Annotated in this window: 25 protein-coding genes and 3 pseudogenes; 19 read left to right on the top strand and 9 right to left on the bottom strand. The window is 56.5% G+C overall.

Annotated features, from left to right (window positions below; all coding sequences use genetic code 11):
- The first annotated feature begins 3 nt into the window (after positions 1 to 3).
- From ACZ1HJ_RS02805 to ACZ1HJ_RS02775, 7 genes and pseudogenes are all read left to right on the top strand, one after another.
- The gene (locus ACZ1HJ_RS02805; RefSeq protein ID WP_472720843.1) at positions 4 to 246 is read left to right on the top strand and encodes a hypothetical protein; all 243 of its coding nucleotides are present in this window, start codon (positions 4 to 6) and stop codon (positions 244 to 246) included.
- Positions 247 to 255: 9 nt separating this feature from the next.
- Positions 256 to 492 carry a GlsB/YeaQ/YmgE family stress response membrane protein gene (locus ACZ1HJ_RS02800; RefSeq protein ID WP_472720842.1) on the top strand — a complete coding sequence of 79 codons (237 nt, stop codon included), beginning with the start codon at positions 256 to 258 and terminating at the stop codon, positions 490 to 492.
- Positions 493 to 661: 169 nt separating this feature from the next.
- Positions 662 to 1,216 (top strand): thioredoxin family protein, encoded by a 555-nt coding sequence (locus tag ACZ1HJ_RS02795; RefSeq protein ID WP_472720841.1) that lies wholly within the window; start codon positions 662 to 664, stop codon positions 1,214 to 1,216.
- Positions 1,217 to 1,255: 39 nt separating this feature from the next.
- Entirely contained in the window at positions 1,256 to 1,702 is a 447-nt protein-coding gene (locus ACZ1HJ_RS02790) for a DUF3429 domain-containing protein (RefSeq protein WP_472722140.1), read from the top strand.
- A complete protein-coding gene (locus ACZ1HJ_RS02785; RefSeq protein ID WP_472720840.1) occupies positions 1,699 to 2,286 on the top strand; it encodes a class I SAM-dependent DNA methyltransferase in 588 nt (195 codons plus the stop codon). The genes ACZ1HJ_RS02790 and ACZ1HJ_RS02785 overlap by 4 nt, the downstream gene beginning before the upstream one ends.
- Positions 2,279 to 2,754 (top strand): annotated as a pseudogene (gene rnhA / locus ACZ1HJ_RS02780) (ribonuclease HI). Before ACZ1HJ_RS02785 ends, rnhA begins: the two are co-directional and overlap by 8 nt.
- On the top strand, positions 2,751 to 3,374 hold the full coding sequence (locus ACZ1HJ_RS02775; RefSeq protein ID WP_472720839.1) for a trimeric intracellular cation channel family protein: 624 nt from the start codon (positions 2,751 to 2,753) through the stop codon (positions 3,372 to 3,374). The pseudogene rnhA and the gene ACZ1HJ_RS02775 overlap by 4 nt, the downstream one beginning before the upstream one ends.
- 78 nt (positions 3,375 to 3,452) lie before the next feature.
- On the opposite strand, the gene ACZ1HJ_RS02770 is transcribed toward ACZ1HJ_RS02775, so the two are convergent.
- From ACZ1HJ_RS02770 to ACZ1HJ_RS02755, 4 genes and pseudogenes are all read right to left on the bottom strand, one after another.
- On the bottom strand, positions 3,453 to 3,983 hold the full coding sequence (locus tag ACZ1HJ_RS02770; protein WP_472720838.1) for a DUF6714 family protein: 531 nt from the start codon (positions 3,981 to 3,983) through the stop codon (positions 3,453 to 3,455).
- Between the two features lie 107 nt (positions 3,984 to 4,090).
- The gene (gene ispH / locus ACZ1HJ_RS02765) at positions 4,091 to 5,041 is read right to left on the bottom strand and encodes a 4-hydroxy-3-methylbut-2-enyl diphosphate reductase (protein ID WP_472720837.1); all 951 of its coding nucleotides are present in this window, start codon (positions 5,039 to 5,041) and stop codon (positions 4,091 to 4,093) included.
- A 64-nt stretch (positions 5,042 to 5,105) separates the two neighbouring features.
- Entirely contained in the window at positions 5,106 to 5,357 is a 252-nt protein-coding gene (locus ACZ1HJ_RS02760; protein ID WP_472720836.1) for a TFIIB-type zinc ribbon-containing protein, read from the bottom strand.
- Positions 5,358 to 5,498: 141 nt separating this feature from the next.
- Positions 5,499 to 6,072 (bottom strand): annotated as a pseudogene (locus tag ACZ1HJ_RS02755) (LabA-like NYN domain-containing protein).
- A gap of 143 nt (positions 6,073 to 6,215) precedes the next feature.
- On the opposite strand from ACZ1HJ_RS02755, the gene folK reads away from it, so the two are divergent.
- The 7 genes from folK to acpS all read left to right on the top strand — a co-directional run bounded on the left by folK (position 6,216) and on the right by acpS (position 11,908).
- Entirely contained in the window at positions 6,216 to 6,782 is a 567-nt protein-coding gene (gene folK / locus ACZ1HJ_RS02750; RefSeq protein WP_472720835.1) for a 2-amino-4-hydroxy-6-hydroxymethyldihydropteridine diphosphokinase, read from the top strand.
- A gap of 93 nt (positions 6,783 to 6,875) precedes the next feature.
- A complete protein-coding gene (gene rpoZ, locus ACZ1HJ_RS02745) occupies positions 6,876 to 7,229 on the top strand; it encodes a DNA-directed RNA polymerase subunit omega (RefSeq protein ID WP_306112712.1) in 354 nt (117 codons plus the stop codon).
- Between the two features lie 33 nt (positions 7,230 to 7,262).
- Positions 7,263 to 9,404 carry a RelA/SpoT family protein gene (locus tag ACZ1HJ_RS02740; protein ID WP_472720834.1) on the top strand — a complete coding sequence of 714 codons (2,142 nt, stop codon included), beginning with the start codon at positions 7,263 to 7,265 and terminating at the stop codon, positions 9,402 to 9,404.
- Positions 9,405 to 9,413: 9 nt separating this feature from the next.
- Positions 9,414 to 10,079 (top strand): DUF2062 domain-containing protein, encoded by a 666-nt coding sequence (locus ACZ1HJ_RS02735; RefSeq protein ID WP_472720833.1) that lies wholly within the window; start codon positions 9,414 to 9,416, stop codon positions 10,077 to 10,079.
- Positions 10,080 to 10,113: 34 nt separating this feature from the next.
- Positions 10,114 to 10,869, top strand: coding sequence for a pyridoxine 5'-phosphate synthase (locus ACZ1HJ_RS02730; RefSeq protein ID WP_472720832.1), 756 nt, complete (start codon positions 10,114 to 10,116; stop codon positions 10,867 to 10,869).
- Positions 10,870 to 10,889: 20 nt separating this feature from the next.
- A complete protein-coding gene (locus ACZ1HJ_RS02725; RefSeq protein ID WP_472720831.1) occupies positions 10,890 to 11,510 on the top strand; it encodes a LysE family translocator in 621 nt (206 codons plus the stop codon).
- Positions 11,507 to 11,908, top strand: coding sequence for a holo-ACP synthase (acpS, locus tag ACZ1HJ_RS02720; protein WP_472720830.1), 402 nt, complete (start codon positions 11,507 to 11,509; stop codon positions 11,906 to 11,908). Before ACZ1HJ_RS02725 ends, acpS begins: the two co-directional genes overlap by 4 nt.
- 44 nt (positions 11,909 to 11,952) lie before the next feature.
- Here acpS and ACZ1HJ_RS02715 read toward each other — a convergent pair whose 3' ends face one another.
- The 3 genes from ACZ1HJ_RS02715 to ubiA all read right to left on the bottom strand — a co-directional run bounded on the left by ACZ1HJ_RS02715 (position 11,953) and on the right by ubiA (position 15,227).
- Positions 11,953 to 12,291 (bottom strand): hypothetical protein, encoded by a 339-nt coding sequence (locus ACZ1HJ_RS02715; protein WP_472720829.1) that lies wholly within the window; start codon positions 12,289 to 12,291, stop codon positions 11,953 to 11,955.
- A complete protein-coding gene (locus tag ACZ1HJ_RS02710; RefSeq protein WP_472720828.1) occupies positions 12,278 to 14,200 on the bottom strand; it encodes an OmpA family protein in 1,923 nt (640 codons plus the stop codon). Before ACZ1HJ_RS02710 ends, ACZ1HJ_RS02715 begins: the two co-directional genes overlap by 14 nt.
- A gap of 61 nt (positions 14,201 to 14,261) precedes the next feature.
- Positions 14,262 to 15,227 (bottom strand): 4-hydroxybenzoate octaprenyltransferase, encoded by a 966-nt coding sequence (gene ubiA / locus ACZ1HJ_RS02705; protein WP_472720827.1) that lies wholly within the window; start codon positions 15,225 to 15,227, stop codon positions 14,262 to 14,264.
- Positions 15,228 to 15,238: 11 nt separating this feature from the next.
- Here ubiA and ACZ1HJ_RS02700 point away from each other — a divergent pair, with 11 nt between their 5' ends.
- The gene (locus ACZ1HJ_RS02700) at positions 15,239 to 15,964 is read left to right on the top strand and encodes a 16S rRNA (uracil(1498)-N(3))-methyltransferase (protein ID WP_472720826.1); all 726 of its coding nucleotides are present in this window, start codon (positions 15,239 to 15,241) and stop codon (positions 15,962 to 15,964) included.
- Positions 15,961 to 16,479, top strand: a complete 519-nt coding sequence (locus ACZ1HJ_RS02695; RefSeq protein ID WP_472720825.1) for a hypothetical protein — start codon at positions 15,961 to 15,963, stop codon at positions 16,477 to 16,479. The genes ACZ1HJ_RS02700 and ACZ1HJ_RS02695 overlap by 4 nt, the downstream gene beginning before the upstream one ends.
- 11 nt (positions 16,480 to 16,490) lie before the next feature.
- Here ACZ1HJ_RS02695 and ACZ1HJ_RS02690 read toward each other — a convergent pair whose 3' ends face one another.
- Entirely contained in the window at positions 16,491 to 17,012 is a 522-nt protein-coding gene (locus ACZ1HJ_RS02690) for a hypothetical protein (RefSeq protein WP_472720824.1), read from the bottom strand.
- Positions 17,013 to 17,178: 166 nt separating this feature from the next.
- Here ACZ1HJ_RS02690 and ACZ1HJ_RS02685 point away from each other — a divergent pair, with 166 nt between their 5' ends.
- Positions 17,179 to 18,549, top strand: a complete 1,371-nt coding sequence (locus tag ACZ1HJ_RS02685) for a glutamate--cysteine ligase (protein WP_472720823.1) — start codon at positions 17,179 to 17,181, stop codon at positions 18,547 to 18,549.
- A gap of 42 nt (positions 18,550 to 18,591) precedes the next feature.
- On the opposite strand, the gene hemE is transcribed toward ACZ1HJ_RS02685, so the two are convergent.
- Complete coding sequence (gene hemE, locus ACZ1HJ_RS02680) at positions 18,592 to 19,626, bottom strand: uroporphyrinogen decarboxylase (RefSeq protein ID WP_472720822.1); 1,035 nt, start codon at positions 19,624 to 19,626, stop codon at positions 18,592 to 18,594.
- A gap of 96 nt (positions 19,627 to 19,722) precedes the next feature.
- On the opposite strand from hemE, the pseudogene hemC reads away from it, so the two are divergent.
- Together hemC and ACZ1HJ_RS02670 are read left to right on the top strand one after the other, a co-directional pair.
- Positions 19,723 to 20,683: pseudogene (gene hemC, locus ACZ1HJ_RS02675) on the top strand (hydroxymethylbilane synthase).
- Between the two features lie 303 nt (positions 20,684 to 20,986).
- Positions 20,987 to 22,384 (top strand): aminotransferase family protein, encoded by a 1,398-nt coding sequence (locus ACZ1HJ_RS02670; RefSeq protein ID WP_472720821.1) that lies wholly within the window; start codon positions 20,987 to 20,989, stop codon positions 22,382 to 22,384.
- Positions 22,385 to 22,614 lie beyond the last annotated feature (230 nt).

The following is a 22,614-nucleotide window of genomic DNA, read 5'->3' as shown; positions in this document are numbered from 1 at the left end:
CCCATGTTTCTAATGTTGTTCGGTACGGTCGTGATCGCGGGTATCGTGGGCTATGTCAGCGAAAAGTCGGGGTTCACGCAGAACGGATACCTGCCATCCATCATCATCTGTGTGGGCGGTGCGTTCCTGTTTTACTTCGTCAGGATCATGTTTGGGATCCGGTTCGGAGCGCCGGGTGTTGATGCCATTTTGTCATCCATCGGTGCTTTGATCATTGTGCCAACGCATTGGCGTCGTCGTAAGTAGGAGGATCGCATGAGTGTTGTCTGGTTAGTTATTGTTGGCGCTGCCGCAGGGTTTCTGGCAACGCGTCTGATGCGCCTGGAGACCGATATCGTCACAACAGTTGCCATCGGCATTGGCGGTGCGGTTGTGGGCGGATTGGTTCTGAACCTGTTGATGCGTGCCATGGGCATGCTGTCCGGTCTGATTGGTGCGGTACTGGGTGCGTTAGTGCTGATTTGGATATGGAAGACCTACATCCGTAAATGAGATCACCCCCTCAGACGCCTGCCGCCCGCCCACCCCGGCGTCTTCGGGGGGCGATTAGAGACTTGTCTATTCGACACCGGCGCATTGCGACCGCTGCGAAAACCAAATTCGCTGGCGTGGTCCGTCACATGTTCTACATTGTTCCCGACGCAAATGAGGAGGCATCTCAATGGCAGCTACCCCGCCTGTATGCGATTTTAACTGGCCCGCACCGGATTTTTCCCTGCCCGCGACCGACGGCAAGACCTATCGCCTAAAAGATATCGCAGGCGAAAAGGGCACGCTTGTGATGTTCATCTGCAATCATTGTCCTTATGTGCTGGCGATCCTCGATAAGATCGTGCGGGATGCCAAAGAACTGAGTGATCTTGGTGTTGGCGTAGCAGCGATTTGTTCGAATGACGCCGTCAGCTACCCCTCGGACAGTTTTGAAAACATGGTGGCGATGGCGCGAGAGCACGGATTTCCCTTTCCTTACTTGCATGACGAAGATCAATCAGTTGCCCGGGCCTATGACGCGGTATGCACCCCGGATTTCTTTGGCTTCGATCAAAATCTTGGTCTGCAATATCGGGGTAGGCTTGATGCATCGCGGGCCTCGTCCGGATCTGCGGACCTCACGCGTGATCTGTTCGACGCCATGGCGCAGGTGGCTGAAACCGGCAACGGACCGCGCGAGCAAATTCCATCCATGGGATGCTCAATCAAATGGAAACAGGCCTGATATGCGACTGTGCTGCCGTCTTATAGCACCTACAGTCAGATGATCCCGCGCGCGGCATTGGTGTTGGGATTGGCCGGTTTGATCCCGTTTGTGTGGGGTGCAATGACCGTGTTGGCCCCCGATCTTGGGTTGTGGACGGCGCAAACCATCGGTCCGCGCTTTGCCGGACCATATGTGATGCTGTTCTACGGTGCGGTGATCTTGTCGTTTATGTCCGGTGTCCTCTGGGGCTTTTCCACAAAGCTGTCGGGCCAACAGGCCGCGAGCGGCTACGCCTTGTCGACATTGCCTGCACTTTGGGCGTTCTTCATGACAGGAGGGGGCCCGACGTCGGCCGGCATATCACTCATGGTCGGGTTTCTGGGTCTTCTTGGTCTGGATTGGCTGTTCTGGCGGTACCGGGTAGCGCCGATTTGGTGGATGCGTCTGCGGGTTTTGCTGACTACAGTGGTCCTGATCTGTCTTGCAATTGGAGTGTTCCTTTGAGCCGCGATACCGAAACAATCCGCGTCTATGACAATATGGCTGACGAATACGCCGCCATGACGACCAAGCCAGATCCGGTGCTGGAGACCTTTATCGCAGCGCTGCCTAAGGCGTCGTACCTTTTGGATCTGGGATGTGGTCCGGGTCAGGCCGCGGCGCGCATGGCGCAGGCGGGCCACCGCGTTGATGCGACAGATGCCACACCGGCGATGGTGGAACTGGCCCAGAAACATGATGGCGTGTCCGCAACAGTGGCCAGTTTTGATGATCTGTCGGGCACCGACGTCTATGACGGTATCTGGGCTAATTTCAGCCTCTTGCACGCACCGCGATCGGATATGCCGCGATACCTTTCCGCGTTACATGAAATTCTGAAGCCAGCCGGACTTTTTCATATTGGGATGAAGACCGGGACAGGTGAAAAGCGGGATGATCTGGGGCGGCTCTACACCTATTACACCGAAGACGAACTGGCGGGGCTGTTGCGGGGCGCGGGCTTCACGCCGTTTTCCAGCAAAACCGGACAGGAAGTTGGCCTCGATGGTCAAATGGCACCTTGGGTGACGATTGCAGCACATGGTTGACTTGATTGCCTATACCGATGGTGCGTGTTCCGGGAATCCCGGCCCCGGCGGGTGGGGGTCTTGATGCGCGCAATGCAGGGCGAAACCGTCGTCAAGGAGCGCGAGCTACAGGGTGGTGAAGCAGACACGACCAACAACCGGATGGAATTGCTGGCGGCGATCCATGCGCTGGAAACGCTCGAACGTACCAGCCAGATCACCATTGTAACCGACAGTGCGTATGTCAAAAATGGTGTGACAGGCTGGATACACGGGTGGAAACGCAATGGTTGGAAAACCTCGAGCAAAAAGCCGGTCAAGAATGTCGAGCTGTGGCAGCGTCTGGATGAGGCGCAGGCGCGCCATGACGTGACATGGGAATGGGTCAAGGGCCACGCGGGGCATCCCGAGAACGAACGCGCGGATGAATTGGCGCGTGCTGGTATGGCACCCTTCAAACCCGCGAAACCGCCGAAAGACGACGTATGAGCGCATTGACGTTGCTCGATTACGCGTCGGTGCTGATCTTTGCGCTGACCGGGGCATTGGTGGCCAGCCGGGCGCAATTGGATATCGTGGGCTTTGCGTTCATGGCGTCGATCACGGCGGTGGGCGGTGGCACGGTGCGTGATGTTTTGCTGGACAGAAACCCGGTCTTTTGGGTGGGCAATCCGACTTATATATTTATTGCTCTGGGCGCTGCGCTCTTGATCTATTTTACGGCGCATTTGGTGGAAAGCCGCTATCGGTGGCTCTTGTGGCTGGATAGTTTTGCACTGGCTGTGGCCGTTCCGGCGGGCATGGCGGCGGCGATGGTGATGGGGCAACCGGGGCCTGTTCTGGTGCTGATGGGGATCGCAACGGGGTGTCTGGGTGGCCTGTTGCGCGATGTCGTCTGTAACGAAGTGCCTTTGGTGCTCAAGCAAGGGGAGCTTTATGTTACCGCCGCTCTGGGTGGAACGCTGGCCGGATTGCTGGCGATGGAGATGACCCACGAGGTGATGCCAGTTCTGGCGATTTGCGCGTTGGTCACATGGTGCCTCAGGGCCGGTTCATTGGTGTTTGGCTGGAAACTCCCGGTTTATAAGAGTCGTCCGCCGAGGGTTTAAACTGCCTGCTTCGCGGACAAACCTGCCGTCCGCTTGCATTCAACAAGGCCGATAGACCTTCCTCTTTGCAAAACTGCTCTAACTCAGTTGCTCATGAAGAAACTTCTGCATGTAGGCCGAACGTTCATCTTCAAGTCCAGCCCCCTCCAAAAACTTCAGGAAGGCAACGATTGTTTGGATTTGTTTTGCGTCGAGTGAGTCAATTTGTTTTTTGTTGAAAGCCAGAAACTTCTTCGCTTCCTTCCGGCTTGCAATCGATGGGTCAAATAGGGTGAACAACTCAAGCAGTTCATCAGAGTATGGCTCTTCCTGCAAGGAAAGCTCCATAAGAGCACCCAGGAAATACGGAACATTCTCTTTCGGCAAGAAAGAAAAAACACGCGTGCAGTCTACAAAATCTGCCATCGCTAGGGCAGACCAATTCTTTCCCCAGAATCGGTAGGTTTCTTCAATCGCTTCTGAGTAGTTTACTGAGCTTATGTCATCCGTCAGCTGCTCCCATCCATTTGGAAGGCTAGGAGGTGCATCCTGGCCAAACACGTTCCTTATGTCGCGAAGTAGTTCTGATTTGTTCTGAGTATTTTGTATTTTGCCCATCGTTTCCTGCATCCACTCTTCACTGAGTAGTGTCCAGTTAGGTAGACCAAATCGCACAAAAATCAGTTACCAAGGAACGTAAGTTTGGGCTCGCAGCTAGGATTTGGCTCAAGTTGCAGTCAAGCAATTTCACGAAGGATGCGGGGGACTTTGAAATGGACGTTTTCCTTGGCGGTTTCGACCTCGGCCAAAGTGACGTCATAGGTGGCTTTAAGCGCATCGATCACTTCGTTCACCAGTATCTCTGGCGCGGAGGCGCCTGCGGTAATACCCAGGGACGTAATTCCGTCGAGCGCGCGCCAGTCGATATCCGTGGCGCGCTGTACCAGTTGAGAATAAGAGCAGCCCGCCTTTGTGCCCACTTCAACCAGACGTTTGGAATTAGATGAATTCGGAGCACCGACAACCAGCATTGCATCGACTTTCGCGGCCATCGCCTTGACAGCCTCTTGTCGGTTGGTGGTGGCGTAGCAGATGTCTTCCTTGTGCGGACCCTGAATGTTGGGGAACCGGGCTTCAAGTGCAGCGACAATATCGGCGGTATCATCCACGCTCAAAGTGGTTTGAGTGACAAAGGCCAGTTTGTCGGGGTCATTGACGTCGATCGTGGCGACATCCGCGGGTGTTTCCACCAACAAAACCTCGCCATCGGGGAGCTGACCCATGGTACCGATGGTCTCGGGATGGCCCTCATGTCCGATCATGATGATCTGCAATCCATTGGCCGAATGGCGTTCAGCTTCGATATGCACCTTGCTGACCAGCGGGCAGGTGGCATCGACATAGATCATCTCGCGGCTGGCCGCTTCGGCCGGGACGGATTTGGGAACACCGTGGGCAGAAAAAATCACGGGGCGGTCATTGGGGCATTCCGACAATTCTTCGACAAAGATGGCGCCCTTGGCGCGCAGATCATCCACGACGAATTTATTGTGCACAATTTCATGCCGCACATAGACGGGCGCGCCCCATTTAGTCAGCGCTTTTTCGACAATTTTGATGGCCCGGTCCACGCCGGCGCAGAACCCGCGTGGTGCGGCCAGGTAAAGGGTCAAAGGTGGTTTCGCCATGATGCCTCCGGTCTTGGTTCAGACCTAAGGCTTATGACCCGCGTCGTCCAGTGAGATGTAACGTTCAGAAATCGAAGAGCTCACCCAGAAAACTCTCGCGCTTTTTCTTTTTGTACGAGCGATGATCCTGTCCACGGTCATAGGATTGTGGCGCGGCTTGCGGTGCAGGGGGCGGGGTTTGGACAGTGCTGCGTTCGATGATCTTGTCCAATTCGCCACGGTCCAGCCAGACGCCACGGCATTGCGGGCAGTAGTCGATTTCGACCCCGCTCCGGTCTGACATGACAAGTTGTGTTCCATCAATCGGGCATTGCATCGTGTGTCCATAACCTCCGTTTGTTTCAGATGCTGGAGATATGGGGATCAGAGCGTTTCAAACAAGAATACGCTCATGCGACAAAACCGCTTGGGTGTCGCATCGAAAAACCGGGGCGCAATGGCCCCGGTTCAAGTTTCGTTATTTGCCGGTGACGAAGGCTTCTTCGCGCTCGGGTGACATTTCCCGGGGCGGGCGTCCGATCACGTCGCGCAGGTCTTCCAACTCGATAAAGTTGTCAGCCTGACGGCGCAGTTCGTCCGATATCATCGGCGGCTGGCTGCGAATGGTCGACACAACCGAGACCCGCACGCCCTGACGCTGCAAGCTTTCGATCAGCGGTCGGAAATCTCCGTCGCCGGAAAACAGCACAATGTGATCAATCCGTGGGGCGAGTTCCATGGCGTCGACAGCAAGTTCGATGTCCATGTTACCTTTGACTTTGCGTCTGCCCTGGCTGTCGGTATATTCCTTGGCCGGTTTGGTCACCATCGTGAAGCCGTTGTAGTTCAGCCAGTCTACAAGCGGGCGGATGGGGGAATATTCGTCGTTTTCAAGAAGCGCCGTGTAGTAAAACGCGCGCAATAGTTTTCCACGACGCATAAATTCCGCGCGGAGAAGTTTGTAGTCGATGTCGAGATCCAAGCGATTTGGCGGCTGCGTACAAATTCGAGCCATCGATGAACAGCGCAAGCCGTTCGTCTTTGTAAAACATCTTAAATGTCCTTCCGAATTAACTTGCCCCGACCGCGGTGTTCGTGAGTGAGTGGTAAGGGAACGACCAGGACTGTCGGCCAAACTAAATAGTTTACATATAGACGGCAAGGGTGTTTGGAAGTTCAGAAGGATAGGTTCGGCATGACACAGCATCAACAATTCCTGATTGCTTTGGGTGGGAACCTGCCCTCTCCCATAGGTGGTCCTGCCCGAACCATGCGTGCTGCACTGCAGCGATTGGAAAAGGCCGGTGTTGTGATCACGGCGCAAAGCCGGTTTTACAACACGCCGTGTTTTCCTGCGGGCGCGGGGCCGGACTATGTGAACGCCGCCGCCGAATTATGCTTTGCCGGGGATGCTGAGACCCTGTTGGCCAAGATGCATGCCGTAGAGGCGCATTTCGGACGGCACAGAAATGAACGGTGGGCGGGGCGAACGCTTGATCTTGATCTTATTGCAGTTGGATCTGAGGTCATTCCCAGCACCGCAGAGTTTGACGCATGGAAATCACTGCCGATTGAAGAGCAGATGACACATTCGCCGGATCATCTGATCGTACCGCATCCGCGCCTTCAGGATCGGGCTTTTGTTTTGGTGCCTTTGGCGGAGATTGCACCAAATTGGAAACATCCCGTACTGAAAATGACGGTGTCGGACATGCTGGAGATGTTGCCAGCAGAGGAAAAATCTCTGGTGACACGGCTCTGACAAGACCGCCATGCGTGTGCGATTCTGTGCTTGTAAATCCAGCCTTCAGGCCTTAAATACCGGGCTTCTATTGATTGCTTGATCGGAGTTCCCATGGCCCGCGTGACCACAGAAGACTGCGTTGACAAGGTCCCTAACCGGTTTGACCTGGTGATGCTTGCGGCACATCGTGCGCGCGAAATCTCGGCCGGTGCGCCGATTACGGTGGATCGCGACAACGACAAGAACCCCGTGGTCAGCCTGCGTGAGATCGCTGAGGAAACCCAATCAGCCGAAGAACTGCGGGAACGTTTGATCGAATCGAACCAGACGCAGATCGAAGTTGACGAGCCGGAAGAAGATTCAATGGCTCTGTTGATGGGCGGCGAGGCTGACAAGCCCGCTGATGACGACATGTCCGAAGAAAAACTGCTGCGGGCATTGATGGAAGCGCAGGGTCAGGGCTGAACCTGACCCCACAGCCCTGGGGATGCGCCGCGGATGATCGCCCAAGAAGACCTGATCGCGCTGGTCCGCACCTACAACCCCAAGACAGATGAAAAGCTGATATCAGCGGCCTATGACTATGGCCGCGACATGCATGAAGGGCAGTATCGCCATTCGGGCGAGCCGTATTTCAGCCACCCGGTTGCTGTTGCTGCGGTGTTGGCGGAACAACGCCTAGATGACGCAACGATCATCACTGCGTTGCTGCATGACACGATCGAAGACACCCGCGCTTCCTATGCCACCGTCGACGAGCGATTCGGTTCCGAGATTGCGGATCTTGTGGACGGCGTTACCAAACTGACCAATTTGCAGCTCAGCAGTACAGAGACCCAGCAAGCGGAAAATTTCCGCAAGCTCTTCATGGCGATGTCCAAGGACATGCGGGTTATTCTGGTCAAACTGGCAGACCGATTGCACAACATGCGCACGATCAAGGCCATGCGTCCTGAAAAGCAGCAGCAAAAAGCCCGTGAGACAATGGATATTTTTGCGCCATTGGCCGGCCGAATGGGCATGCAATGGATGCGCGAAGAGTTGGAAGATTTGGCCTTCAAGGTGCTTAATCCCGATGCGCGCGCGTCGATCATTCGGCGGTTCATCACCTTGCAAAAGGAAACAGGTGATGTGGTGGAGAAAATCACCACTGACATGCGCCATGAAATCGAAAAGGCAGGAATCGAAGCGGATGTGCTGGGCCGCGCCAAGAAACCGTATTCCGTCTGGCGCAAGATGCAGGAAAAGGAATTGGGGTTCAGCCGCCTCAGTGACATTTACGGGTTCCGGATCGTCACCGGCAGCGAACATGATTGTTATTCGGTCCTCGGGGCCATTCACCAAAGATGGCGCGCGGTGCCGGGTCGGTTCAAAGATTACATCAGCCAGCCAAAATCAAACGGGTATCGCAGTATCCACACCACGGTCAGCGGCCGGGACGGCAAACGGGTGGAGGTGCAGATCAGGACCCGTCAGATGCATGATGTGGCCGAAACCGGCGTGGCAGCGCATTGGTCGTACCGCGATGGCGTGCGAAGTGAAAACCCGTTTGCTGTTGATCCGGTAAAATGGATTTCGGCCCTCACCGAGCAATTCGACGCGGAAGAAGATCACGACGAATTCCTCGAAGCCGTGAAGCTCGAGATGTATACCGATAAGGTGTTCTGTTTCACGCCCAAGGGGGATGTGGTCAAACTACCGCGCGGTGCGACGCCGATCGATTTTGCCTATGCCATTCACACCCGGATTGGTCATGCCTGTGTGGGGGCGAAGATTGACGGCATGCGGGTGCCACTCTGGACGCGGATCAAAAACGGCCAATCTGTGGATGTGATAACGGCCGAAGGTCAGGTGCCGCAGCCCACTTGGCTTGATATTGCGACAACTGGCAAGGCGCGGGCCGCTATCAGGCGTGCGTTGCGTGAGCAGGATCGTGACCGCTTCATCAAGTTGGGCCGAGAATTGGCGCGCGCCGCGTTTGAACATGTGGGCAAGAAAGCGACAGACAAGGCACTCGAGGCCGCGACGCGCACATTGCGGTTGAATGAGCCTGATGAACTCTTGGCGCGTCTTGGCAGTGCGGAATTGACGGCGCAAAACGTGCTCAATGCGATTTACCCGGATCTGGCCCCGGATGAAGGTGATGAAGTTGCGTTGGATCTGGCTGTGATTGGTTTGGCGGCGGATCAGAGTTTTGATCGTGCACCGTGTTGCCAGCCCCTGCCGGGGGAGCGTATTGTGGGTATCACCTATCGGGGGCATGGGGTTGTGGTCCACACGATTGACTGCGAATCCCTGCAATCCTTCGATGACCAACCGCAACGCTGGCTAGACCTGCATTGGCATAGCGGCACTCACCCTGCGGTTTATAATGTGTCGCTTGATATGACGATCGGTAACGATGCTGGCGTTCTTGGCCACATTTGCACCTTGATAGGCGAACAGAAGGCCAATATTTCGGACTTGAATTTTGTGGACCGAAAGCCAGATTTTTACCGGTTACTGATAGATGTTGAGCTAAGAGATGCTGAGCATCTTCATCGGTTGATTTCGGCACTTGAGGCCGAGAGCGATGTGGCCGCAATCGAAAGACATCGCGATCCCGGCCGATCCGGTGGTCCACAGACACGCCAAGACTAGGAGCCCTCGGTGGTCTTCAAACGACGAAACAAACGTTCAACATGGCGGGCAGTGGTCGAGTTTCTTTGGCCACGCACTGGTTGGGCACGTGCGTTTCAATATGTGCGGCATCGGATCTGGCGTCTTCCGGACCCGCCGCACAGGATTGCCCGTGGCATCTTTGCCGGGGTGTTTGTGACCTTCTCACCGTTTTTTGGGCTGCATTTCTTTTTGGCGGCGTTTGTGGCCTTCATCCTGCGCGGCAATATCGTGGCATCATTGCTGTCGACCTTTTTTGGCAATCCGCTGACGTTCCTTTTCATCGGCGCGTCATCGTTGCAGACGGGGCATTTCCTGCTCGGTACGGGCAATGCGCCCGACGCCGAAGAAATTCATAGCTCGCTTGGCGAAAAATTCCTGAACGCGGGCCGTGACCTCAAGGAAAACTTCTTTGCCATCTTCACCGACGACATGGCGGATTGGGCAGAGCTGCGGATTTTCTATGACGAAGTGTTTTTCCCGTACCTGATTGGCGGGATCATTCCGGGTGTCATTTGCGGTCTGATCGCCTATTACAGCAGCCTGCCGGTGATTCAGGCCTATCAAAACCGCCGCAAAGGTCGTCTGAAATCTAAATTTATGGCTTTGAAAGAAAAAGCGGCTGCGAAGGCTGACGGCAAGAAGAAACACGAATAGTCTGCCCCTGAGTCGCACAGATCCGAGGGTCACCATGTCACTACCTGAAAAACTGCGCTTGGGCGTCAACATCGATCACGTGGCCACGGTGCGTAATGCACGCGGCGGCGACACCCCTGACCCGTTGCGTGCGGCCAAAATTGCCGAAGAAGCCGGGGCCGACGGCATCACAGCGCATTTGCGCGAAGATCGCCGTCACATCAGTGATGACGATATTGACCGGTTGATGGACGCGCTGGATGTGCCGCTGAATTTCGAAATGGCGGCCACGGATGAAATGCAGAAAATTGCGTTGCGTCATAAACCGCATGCGGTGTGCATCGTGCCTGAAAAGCGCGAAGAGCGTACCACCGAAGGCGGCCTCGAAGTGGCGCGCGAGGAAAACAAACTGGCACATTTCATCGCGCCGTTGCGGGATGCCGGTTGCCGTGTCAGCATTTTTATCGCCGCAGACAAGCGTCAGATCGAAGCCGCGCACCGCATTGGCGCGCAGGTCATCGAATTGCATTCCGGCGCGTATTGCGATGCCCATCATGAGGGTCGCTTCGACGACCGTGACCGAGAGCTGGAAGCGATGCGCGAAATGTCGACCTTTGCCCATGAGCTGGGGCTTGAGGTGCATGTCGGGCACGGGCTGACCTACGACACAGTGAAGCCGGTTGCGGCATTTCCTGAGGCGATGGAACTCAATATCGGGCATTTCATCATCGGGGAGGCGATTTTCCGTGGGTTGCACCCGGCCATCACAGAAATGCGTCGGTTGATGGATGAAGGCCGCGCCGGCATCTGAGCGGCACAGAGGAGCGCATCATGGTTGATCTAACGACGCTTTTGACAGTGGGTATCGCTTTTTGGGTGATTGCCGCGTCACCAGGCCCCGCCAATATTTCGAACGCGGCCATTGCCATGCGGTACGGCAGACGCGCCAGCATCATCTACGGCCTTGGGTTAAGTGTGGCCCTGGTGTTTTGGGGTATTCTGGCTGCCACGGGTATGGGGGCCGTGCTGCAGGCATCGGCGTGGCTGTTGACCGTGCTCAAGGTTTTCGGCGGCCTCTACCTGTTGTGGCTGGCGTGGCAATCTGGTCGATCTGCCATTCGGCCGGGCGCGGCGCAATTGGCGGAAATTTCGCCTGGTCGCTGGTTCTGGCGGGGTGTTTTGCTGAACCTGTCGAACCCCAAATCAGTGATTGCATGGATGGCGGCGCTGTCGATGGGGCTGGACCCCACGGCTACCATCGGCGCCGTGGTCGTGACAACGCTTGTGTGTGTGGCAGTCGCTTTTGCAAACAATGCCACCTACTCCCTGGTCTTTTCCATGGGTGGCATGATGGCGCTCTACCGAAAGGCGCGGCGCTGGATTGAAGGCGCAAGTGCGGTGCTTTTTGCCAGTGGTGGATTGGCATTGATCCGGTCGGCCGCTTCAAAATGATCCTCGGCGTCGGTACAGATCTCGCGAATATCGACAGGATCGCCGGTACGCTTGAGCGGTTCGGAGACCGGTTTCGAAATCGTGTTTTCACGGAAGTTGAACAACGCAAGGCTGAGCGGCGTGCAGACACGCCCGGTACGTATGCCAAACGGTGGGCAGCCAAAGAAGCGTGTTCCAAGGCATTGGGTACCGGGTTGCGCATGGGGATTGCGTGGAAAGACATGGCAGTCAGCAATCTTGAAACAGGTCAACCCGTGATGGCCGTGACCGGCTGGGCCGCGGAACGTTTGGCAGAGATGACGCCAGATGACCACGAAGCCATAATCCACGTGACCCTGACGGATGATCACCCCTGGGCGCAGGCCTTTGTTGTGATTGAGGCCCGACCCACGAGTTGAACCGCGCCAGGCTACGCGCTGTTCAGGCGAAGCCGTGGCGGTGGTCAGGTGCCGGTATGCCCGTGGCTTGATCGTTCCAGATGACCGCGGAGGTCTTCGGCTTCTCGGCGGGCCTCACGCAGGCCGTCCATTGTGGCAGACAATTCCGCCTCGGTTTGGCTTAGCTGATTTGTCAGCTCTGCCTCGCGCTGCTGAAGATAGGTTATGGCCTGATCTCGCGTCTCTTCGGCTTCGTGAAGTTCCTGCGCCATTTTTTCCAATTCGCCGACATCCGACCCGGAGACGCGGATGAACCGGTGGATCAGCCAATTGGCAAACCAGCCCAAACAGAAAGCCACAAATAGAACGATTGCAGTGGCGATGATAAATTCAGTTCTGTTCATCTGTTGTCTCTTCTTGGTTCTGATCCGCGGTGTCGGGCTCGCGGCTCTCGTCAATCGCCTGTTCCAGGCTCTCGAGGCCGGTTTGCCGTTCCTGAATGGGTTCCGGGCGGATCAGTTTAAACTCAATGCGACGGTTTGCTTCGCGACCTTCTTCGGTTTTGTTGTCGGCGATTGGGGCACTTTCACCGAAGCCCTTTGACGTGATCGAGGCGGTCAGGACCCGGCGGCTGCGCAGTTCGTTCAAGACAGCCCGGGCGCGTGATTGGCTGAGTTGTTGGTTCATGACCTCGCGCCCCTGACTATCCGTATGGCCGCCGATTTCCATGCGGATATCGCCGCATTTTTTCAGGATTTCGGCGATGTCGTCCATGATGGCCGCACCGCTTTCATCGATCGTTGCAGACCCCGGTTCGAAGTTGATCTTGCGTTCAGACAGGATCGTGGCGATCTGGGCTTCGCATTCATCCGGTGTCGGAATGCTGGCAACGGGGTCCAGCGCCTTCTGATAAGTGATGTCGATGGAAAACTCTTTTGCATCACCAAGCTTGTCGGACAGAAACTGCGCGATCATTGCTTTGGCGTCTTTATGACCGGTGTTGCCTGTCACCTCGATCAGCTCTGGTGTAACCGTCACGGCACCATTTGACAGGTAGGACAGCGTTTCAAGACCGGTCAGGATGCGCGCGGGCCAATCTTGCGGCAATCCCGCTGCAACACGGGCTGTGTTGTGCACGCTGTCAGAGGAAAATCGTGCCTTTGCAAAGCTATTGACCGTGTCCCGGGTGGTTTCACTGCCGACCCGTCCGCGGATTTGCACCAAACCTTCAGGCGACAGGGTGACAACAAATTCCGGTGCTATTTCAGGCGCTTCGGTCGGTGGGGCTGGTAGAACGGCGTGGAGTGCGAAGACTTCGGGCAGCGAGGTTTCAAGGCTTCCGACGATATCATCGAAGTGGTTTTCCGGGGTGCCTTGTGCGGCGACAAGTGTGATGTCAGCGTCGGAAAATGTCACCGTGCCGCCGCCCAGATTGCCAAGCGCTGTGATGGCTTGTGCGGCGGCTTTCCCCCATTTGGGAGACGGTACGCCCAGACCGATTTTGCAGTCAGCCTCCTGACGCAAACCCGACTGCGCCGCGGCCTCGAGAATGGTGTCTCGCGTCTCCGGAGTGTCTGCGGAGCAAGCGTCAAAACGCGCCTGGCCATCCTGGATCAGGAACCTGAGCGTAAAGGGTGTGATCACCGGGCGCGGCGCCGAGATGTTCATTGCAAGGCGTACATCGTCGGGTGTCTTGCGGGTCAGTTCGTTCTCAATTTCCTGCTTTTGCTCTTCGCTTTCGACCATTGCCGTGATTTCGACCCGCGTGGGTGCCACGGATATTTTGGTCCGGGGCAGGGTCTTGAGCGACCTGACGGCATAGTCCAGTGCTTCATCCCACGTGTCAGGTTTCGGGTAATCCGCTGATTCCAACAGGTCCGTCACCTCAAAGCCATCCGCTGCGTTGTTGATATCCTCCAACAGATCTTCGCGATCTGTGGTCAGGGGGATCAGGCCGATCAGGGAAATGCCACTGTCATTGCGCAGAATTTCGACGGAAAATTCCGGGGGTGCGATGATGGCGCTGTCGGCCACATCCATTTGGTCAATCACACGCGCTGCATCCACAACCGTGCCAGCTACGGATAACGCCTTGAACCGGAGCGCTTCGGAGGGGGCGGTGCCACCAAGAAATACCTGCAGGCCGTTCGCGTCCACTTCGGACCAGACCATATCGTTTGCATCCAGCGTATCGCGCACTGCGTTGCGGGAATTGTCTTCGATAACCCGAACGGAAAACCCCGCCGCTACAAGGCATAAAACAGCCGCCATGACGAAACTGGCGATAATCGCAAAAAGGACAGACAAGCGCATGGCGTGGCCGGAAAATGATTAAGGTCCTAATGTGTTTAGGCTGCTGCGCGTCTGAGTTCAATCAAAGGAACAGGGCGATGGCAAAAAATGGCAGGGGCAACAGGCCCGCATCCCGGTTCGAGCGGAAGAGTTTCAGGAGTACGTCCTGATCATCCAGATCCAGCGTTCTGAGTTGCCATTGTAAATGCCAACCCAACGCCCATGGCCCGCAGAGCGCCAAAAGCACAGCTGCAAAATGCCCATCGAGTGTGGTCAGCATGACGGCAATCGCCATCAGCGTGACGGTCAATACCAGAAACCACCGCAGCCATTTGGGGGAGTTCGAGCCAAAAAGGCGCGCGGTTGATTTCACGCCGATCAGCGCATCATCATCCGCGTCCTGATGGGCGTAGATTGTGTCGTAGAACAGCGTCCATGCGATGCCAGCGAGATAAAGCATGACGGCTGGCCACTGCAGCGATCCGGTGTGGGCCGTCCATGCCAGCAATGCCCCCCAGTTGAAGGCGAGGCCCAGAAACACTTGCGGCCACCAGGTGAAGCGTTTGGCAAACGGGTAGATCGCGACGGGCAGAAGCGACAAAACACCAAGGGCGATGGCGGCAAGATTGAACGTTAGCAATATGGCAAAGGACACCAATGCCTGCGCGATCAACCACATCATGGCCTGTTTGACACTGACCTGACCGGATGGAATGGGCCGGGACGCGGTCCGTGCGACAGATCCGTCGATATGGCGGTCGGTGATGTCATTCCAGGTGCACCCGGCGCCCCGCATCAAAAACGCACCAATTGCGCATCCGGTAAATATCCACAGATCAAAAAACGACGCGCGCCCATCGTAGAGCATTGCCAGCAGCAGGCCCCACCAGCAAGGCAGTAACAAGAGCCATGTGCCAATGGGCCGGTCTGCCCGACTGAGCCGCAAATACGGCCTTGTGGCGGGCGGCGCCAGACGATCGACCCAATTGCCGCGATAGGCGTCGGCCACCTGGCCTTCGGCCTCTGGCGTCTTGTTGGTGTCGGTCATATGTTGGCCCCATGACGGCTGCAAAGATCAGGCTTTATGTAGAGCACCCCTTGGGCAAAGGGCAATCGGTTCCTCTGACGCGGGAACAGGCGCATTACCTTTTTGGTGTCATGCGGCAAGGTGTGGGGGATGCCATTTCCCTGTTCAACGGCCGGGACGGCGAGTGGAAAGCCACTGTGGTTGAAGCCGGCAAGCGCGGTGGTGTTCTGGACGTACGCGTACAATCCCGGGCGCTGCATATGCCACCGGATCTTTGGGTGATGTTCGCGCCCATCAAGAAAGCCCGCACCGATTTTATCGTTGAAAAGGCCGCGGAAATGGGCGCGCGGCGGATTTGCCCGGTTCAGACTGATTTCACAAATGCAGAACGTATTCGACAGGATCGCCTGCAGGCCCATGCTGTTGAAGCAGCCGAGCAATGTGGCGGTACTTTTGTGCCCGAGGTCGTCAATTTGCAAAAACTCACGCGAATTCTGGACACGTGGCCTGATGATCGCCAACTGATGTTTTGTGACGAGGCTCTGGCCGGGTCAGCGCAAGGGCTTACGGCGGCACAGGGTGGCAAATGGGCCATTCTGATCGGCCCGGAAGGCGGGTTTTCGGAGGCGGAGCGCACGCGTCTTGCCGCGGCTTCGTTTTCGCAGGCTGTCAGTCTGGGCCCTCGAATTCTTCGGGCTGACACGGCAGTTGTGGCCGCAATGACCGTCTGGCAACAGGCCGTTGGGGATTGGACATGAGTTTTGTACGCCCCGAAGCCCGTCAGGCCATTTGGCGATGGCGGGAAGTCTTAATCGCGTTGGGGGTGCTGAGCCTGGGTGCCTATTGGGCGTTTGGCACCGGCGCGCTGCTTCATTGGATCGGGTATTTTGTGATGGCTGCAGGCTTGGTGCTGCTGGCCACAGGCGTGCAGCGGGGGCGGTTCCGTGGCAATCAGGGTGGGCCCGGTGTTGTCCATGTCGACGAAGGTGCTGTGGCCTATTTTGGCCCCCTGACCGGCGGAGCGGTTGCGCTGCGAGAGATGACTGGGTTGATGTTGGATCGTTCCGGCACGCCGCCCCATTGGGTGCTGAGCCAACCGGGGCAGGCTGATCTACATATCCCAATGAACGCAGAAGGGGCCGAGGCCCTTTTTGACGCATTTGCAAGCCTACCGGGAATTAAGACCGAAAAAATGCTTGCCGAAATGAAACGGGACACAATGCCGAGCGTCGTTATCTGGCAGCGGGCAGTTGACCCCCGCGCGCTGCACTAAAATTCATATTTTCAGTTAGATGCGGACCTGCTCAACGTGCCTTCGTTGGGTGCATTCCGCCATGCCTGAACATGTTCGGCATAGGCCACGCGCTTTTTCTTTTGTGAGGAAAAACCACGGAAATTTTCAAGGTCTTGTTGCGCATATTCCAGTTCGCTCTGCAACATGTTCTGCCGCTGCCGGTCCTGGGTAACGTTCTGCAATTTCTGGACCAACGCTTTGGTTCTCGGCAAGTTTGCGACGCCCATCTTGAACAGGCTTTGGGACATTTGCCGCGAGAAACCCTGGATACTGGCGTTGGGGTTGTTGCTGTTTTCGAAAAAACTACTGCGCGACATGCCCAAAAACTGTTTTTGCGTGATCTGACCTGTTTGGCGCCGGTTCGCACGCTCTTCGCGCTCTTTCCGGTCTCGGATGTTATCGCCGCCGCCGCCTTGCGCCAAAACGGTTGAGCCTGATGACGTCAGAATGAGCGCGGCACCAAGCGTTGCGCAAACTTGCCGTCTGGACGGGTGATCAAGGTGAGTTTTCATGTGTTCAGAATTTCCTGGTTCACGGCCCAATATAAAGTAACTTCGTTCACGAACAATTGCTGCAGGCATCACAGTTGCGTGCCAATTTCAGATCAATCCCGGGTTGACACCCATGGCCAACCGTTTCAGAGACTGGCGCTCTATACCCTGCGGAGGCAATTCCACCATGTCTATCCCTCAATCCGGCGGCGGCCCGATCGAAAGCCACGACCAATTGGCAGGCTATCTGGAAAGCGGTTGCAAACCCAAAGACGATTGGCGCATCGGAACGGAGCATGAGAAGTTCGGCTATTGCCGCGACACGCTTCAGCCCATTCCCTATGACGGTGACCGGAGCGTTTTGGCGGTGCTTGAAGGGTTGCGCGATGGCCACGGCTGGGCACCTCTCGAAGAAGGTGGCAAACTGATCGGCCTCGAAAAGGACGGCGCCAATGTCAGCCTGGAGCCCGGTGGGCAGCTGGAGTTGTCCGGTGCGCCGGTAGAAACCATCCACGAGACATGCGACGAAGTGAATGCCCATCTGCGCGACGTGAAGGACATTGCCGACAAGGTTGGTGTCGGGTTCATCGGGTTAGGCGCGGCCCCCCAATGGTCACATGACGACATGCCGATGATGCCCAAAGGGCGCTACAAGCTGATGGATGCCTACATGCAAAAAGTCGGCACCATGGGACGTTCCATGATGCGCCGTACCTGCACGGTTCAGGTCAATCTGGATTTCGCGTCCGAGGCAGACATGGTGAAAAAGCTGCGGGTCGCATTGGCATTGCAGCCTGTCGCGACAGCCCTCTTTGCCAACTCACCCTTTTTTGAAGGCAAGGTGAACGGGCACAAATCGTGGCGCGCCCGTGTCTGGCGTGATCTTGACGCCGATCGTACCGGTATGTTGCCATTTGTGTTTGATGACGGTTTCGGGTTCGAACAATACGCCGATTATGCGCTCGATGTACCAATGTATTTTGTCTACCGGGATGGCAAATATGTGGATGCTCTGGGCATGTCCTTTCGGGATTTCCTCAAGGGTGAATTGCCCGCGCTTCCCGGCGAAAAACCGACACTGAGCGACTGGGCTGATCATCTGACAACCATATTCCCCGAGGCGCGGATCAAGAAATTCATGGAGATGCGCGGGGCCGACGGTGGACCATGGCGCAGGCTGTGCGCGCTGCCTGCATTCTGGGTGGGTTTGATGTATGATCAATCGTCGCTCGATGCGGCATGGGACCTGTGCAAGGACTGGGATGCCGAGACCCGTGAAGAATTGCGCGTTAAGGCAAGCGAACAGGCACTTCAGGCGCAGGTTGGGAAGATCAACATGCACAGTCTTGCGCGCGACGTGCTCGAGATTTCCGAGGCCGGGCTTGCCGCGCGTGGCTGCACCGGGGCAGGTGGGCTGGTGCCGGACGAAACCCATTTTCTCAACGCGCTGAAGGAAAGCGTTGAGAGCGGCAAAGTGCCCGCGGATGAATTGCTCGACCGTTTTGAGAGTGACTGGGATGGCGACATCAACCGGATTTACGCCGATTACAGCTACTAACTCACTGCTTCGGTACTGGACGAAGAACTTCTGACCAGTCGCTCAGCTGTCGCGCACCGCGTCGATCATTTTTTGCACGTTGTCTGGGTCTGCGTCAGGCGTGATGCCGTGGCCAAGGTTGAATATATGGGGCCCGCCACGGAACGTGTCGACGATGGCTTTGGTTTCCCGCACCAGATCATCGCCGCCCGTAACCATATGCGATGACGCGAGGTTGCCCTGAACGCAGCCATCCTTTTGCACATGCTCCGCTGCCCATGCAGGGGCGACAGAATTGTCGAGAGCGACGCAGTCGGCATTGGTTGCGTTGTGGAAGCCCACGTATTTTTCGCCCGCTTCGCGCGGGAATGCGATCACCGGCGTGTCCGGATGGCGCGCCTTCAGGGCGGCAATGATCTGACGCGCAGGCTCGGTTGCGTAATTGTCGAAGTCTGCTCCTTTGAGCGATCCCGCCCAACTGTCGAACAGTTTTACAACCTCCGCGCCCGCCTCGATCTGGGCTGACAGATATTCGATTGTGGCTTCGGTCAAACGCGCCAGGAGGCCTTCAAAAACCGCCCGGTTTTCGTCCTTGAGCGCGTGGGCCGGGCCCTGGTCCGGTGTGCCGCGCCCCGCGATCATGTAGGTGGCGACCGTCCACGGGGCACCGGCAAAACCAATCAGCGTGGTCTCGCTTGGCAGTGCGCCGGACAGGTTGCGGACGGTCTGGTAAATGGGGTTCAGCGTCTCATGAATGTCAGAGACCGGTTTGAGCTGATCCAATCCGGACTGATCGGTCAGCGTCGATAGGCGTGGACCTTCGCCTGTGACAAACCACAGATAGGCGCCAAGCGCCTGAGGCAGCAACAGAATGTCGGCAAATAGAATGGCGGCATCAAATCCGTACCGGCGAATGGGTTGCAGGGTAACTTCGGTGGCCAGATCACTATTGTAGCACAGCGACAGAAAATCCCCCGCTTCGGCGCGCGTGGCACGGTATTCCGGCAGGTAACGACCGGCCTGACGCATCATCCAGATTGGCGGAACATCCTGTGTTTCGCCCGCCAATGCTTTGAGAATCGTTTTTTGTGCGGCCATCTTTTCCCTCCGTTGTACGTGTTTGGTCGCCTTGACAGGGCGGGATGTCAACCTGTCAGTCTTGCAACGGCTGAAACTCAGGGCTAGACCTTGGCCATGACACTGAATTTACCTTCGCCCGATCAGCCAATGAAATTGGGGACGCGCGGCTCTCCTCTGGCGCTGGCACAGGCGTACGAAACCCGCGAAAGGCTGTCGTCTGCCTTTGAACTGCCCCAGGATCTCGTTCGAGATCGTGGTCATCAAAACCACCGGTGATGACCGCACGCTGATTGATGCGGATAAACCGCTGAAGGAGATTGGTGGCAAAGGGCTTTTCACGCGTGAGATCGAACAAGCCCTTTTGGCCGGTGACATTGATATCGCCATCCACTCGATGAAAGACATGCCGGTGTTGCAACCTGGCGGGCTGGTGATTGATTGCTATTTGCCGCGCGAAGACGTGCGCGATGCTTTCGTTTCACCATCGGTGGCGTCTTTGGGCGATCTTCCGGAAGGCGCCAAGGTGGGCACCTCGTCGCTCCGGCGCAAGGCGCAGGTGCTGGTAGCCTATCCGCATTTGGACGTGGTGGAGTTTCGCGGCAATGTACAGACCCGTCTGAAAAAACTCGATGATGGCGTGGCCGCATGTACGTTTCTCGCCATGGCCGGTCTGAACCGGCTTGGCAAAAGTGATGTCGCGCGCGCAGCGATTGAGCCCGAAGTCATGTTGCCCGCCGTGGCCCAAGGCGCCATCGGGATCGAGAGACGCGAAGATGACAGGCGCGCGGCTGAAATGCTGGCCGCACTGCACGATGCGCCAACTGGACAGCGTCTGGCGGCGGAAAGGTCATTTCTGGCCACGTTGGATGGCTCATGCGAGACCCCGATTGCGGCTCTTGCCGAACTTGAAGGTGGCACCCTGCGCCTGCGTGGCGAAATTCTGCGCCCGGATGGCAGCGAAAGCCTGAGCGATGAACGCACCGCGCCGATTGAAGATGGTGCCGCTTTGGGCAAAGCCATGGCTGAGACCTTGTTGCACGAAGCCGGCGAAGGGTTTTTCGACTGGCGTGCTTAGTCCGCTTTCTTGATTTAGATAGCGAGAGCATTTTCCAAGATGACCGCCGCACAGTATCGTGCGTCAGAATCCTCTGATCTTCGCCTATGTCATTCGTGATGCATTTCTGTTGAATTCACCTATGCGAACAAGGGTTTATAGGCAGTTCTATCAAAATCTGCGCAATTCTGGTAATAATTAAAGATATGAACTGGCCCTATCAGTGAAGGCGATTCTGACCACTGATAAATACCAGAAAAACGCAGTTTCTGCGGCGGAACACGCCCGACCTCTGGATCGGGCTTTATTCGATGGAGAATTCAAATGGACGGCAAAGTTCTGGATAATGACATCAGCAAAATCGTGGACGCCGATCGCGCCCACGTATGGCACCATCTGATTCAGCACGAACCCTTTACCGGGGATGACCCGAAATCCGACCCTCGTATCATCGTCGAAGGGCGCGGAATGCGGGTTTGGGACCAAAAAGGCAAAGAACATCTGGACGCGGTTTCGGGTGGCGTGTGGACCGTCAATGTTGGCTACGGCCGCGAGCGTATTGCCAATGCCGTTCGCGATCAGCTGATCAAACTGCCGTATTTTGCGGGGTCTGCAGGCTCGATCCCGGGTGCCCTGTTTTCGGAAAAACTGATTTCGAAGATGCCAGGCATGAGCCGGGTTTACTACACAAACTCAGGGTCCGAGGCGAACGAGAAAGCCTTCAAAATGGTGCGCCAGATCGCGCATAAGCGTTTTGGCGGCAAGAAGCACAAAATTCTCTTCCGGGAGCGTGATTACCACGGCACGACCATCACAACCCTGTCGGCCGGTGGTCAGCCTGAACGCGGCGCGCAATACGGCCCTTACACGCCGGGTTTTGTCGAAGTGCCGCATTGCCTCGAATACCGCGCCCAGTGGGATTTGAGCGGTGAAGAATATGGTATCGCCGCCGCAAACGCGATCGAAGAGGTCATCCTGCGCGAAGGCCCTGAGACCGTGGGCGCGCTCTGCCTTGAGCCGGTAACCGCTGGTGGTGGCGTGATCGTGCCGCCAGAAGGCTACTGGCCGCGCGTTCAGGAGATCTGCAAGAAATACGACATCCTGCTGCACATTGACGAGGTCGTCTGTGGCGTAGGCCGTACGGGTACGTGGTTTGGCTACCAGCATTACGGGATCGAACCTGATTTCGTGACCATGGCCAAAGGTGTTGCCTCGGGGTATGCGGCCATTGCGTGCTGCGTGACCAATGAGAAAGTCTTTGACATGTTCAAAGATGACGTCACCGACCCAATGAACTATTTCCGCGATATCTCGACCTTTGGCGGGTGTACTGCCGGTCCGGCAGCCGCGTTGGAAAACATGGCGATCATCGAGGAAGAAGACCTGTTGGGTAACACCGTCGCGATGGGCGATTACATGCTTGATCAGTTGAGCGCGCTTCAGGACCGGCATGGTGTTATCGGTCAGGTCCGGGGAAAAGGTCTTTTCCTTGGCACCGAATTGGTGGCTGACCGCGCCACCAAAGAAGCTGCAGACGAAAAACTGGTTCAGGCTGTGGTGGGCGACTGCATGGCGCAAGGTGTTGTCATCGGCGCTACCAACCGTTCGCTGCCGGGCTTGAACAACACGCTGTGCTTCTCACCTGCGTTGATCGCCACCAAAGACGATATCGACGAAATCGTCAGTGCCGTGGACAAAGCGCTCACCAAAGTCTTCGGGTGAGTTTTTAAACATCTCATTGGCCCCATCCTGCGCTTTGTCGCGGGGTGGGGTTTTCTTTGGCCGTGCAGATCCATCGCGCGACGTGAACGTGCCAAACTAACCAGTATTCAGATATGCTGGCATCGCTCGACGACCCAGAATCAAGGGGTTCGGCAAAAACTGCAACTGGTTTGCAGGGCGTGTGATGCGCGATGATCCAAGCAACCGAAGACAGATATACGGAACTGGAA

The organism is Roseovarius sp. JB2-10 (genome assembly GCF_055693585.1).
The sequence above is the reverse complement of the archived record's forward strand: the minus strand, read 5'-3'. Positions and strand labels throughout refer to the sequence as shown.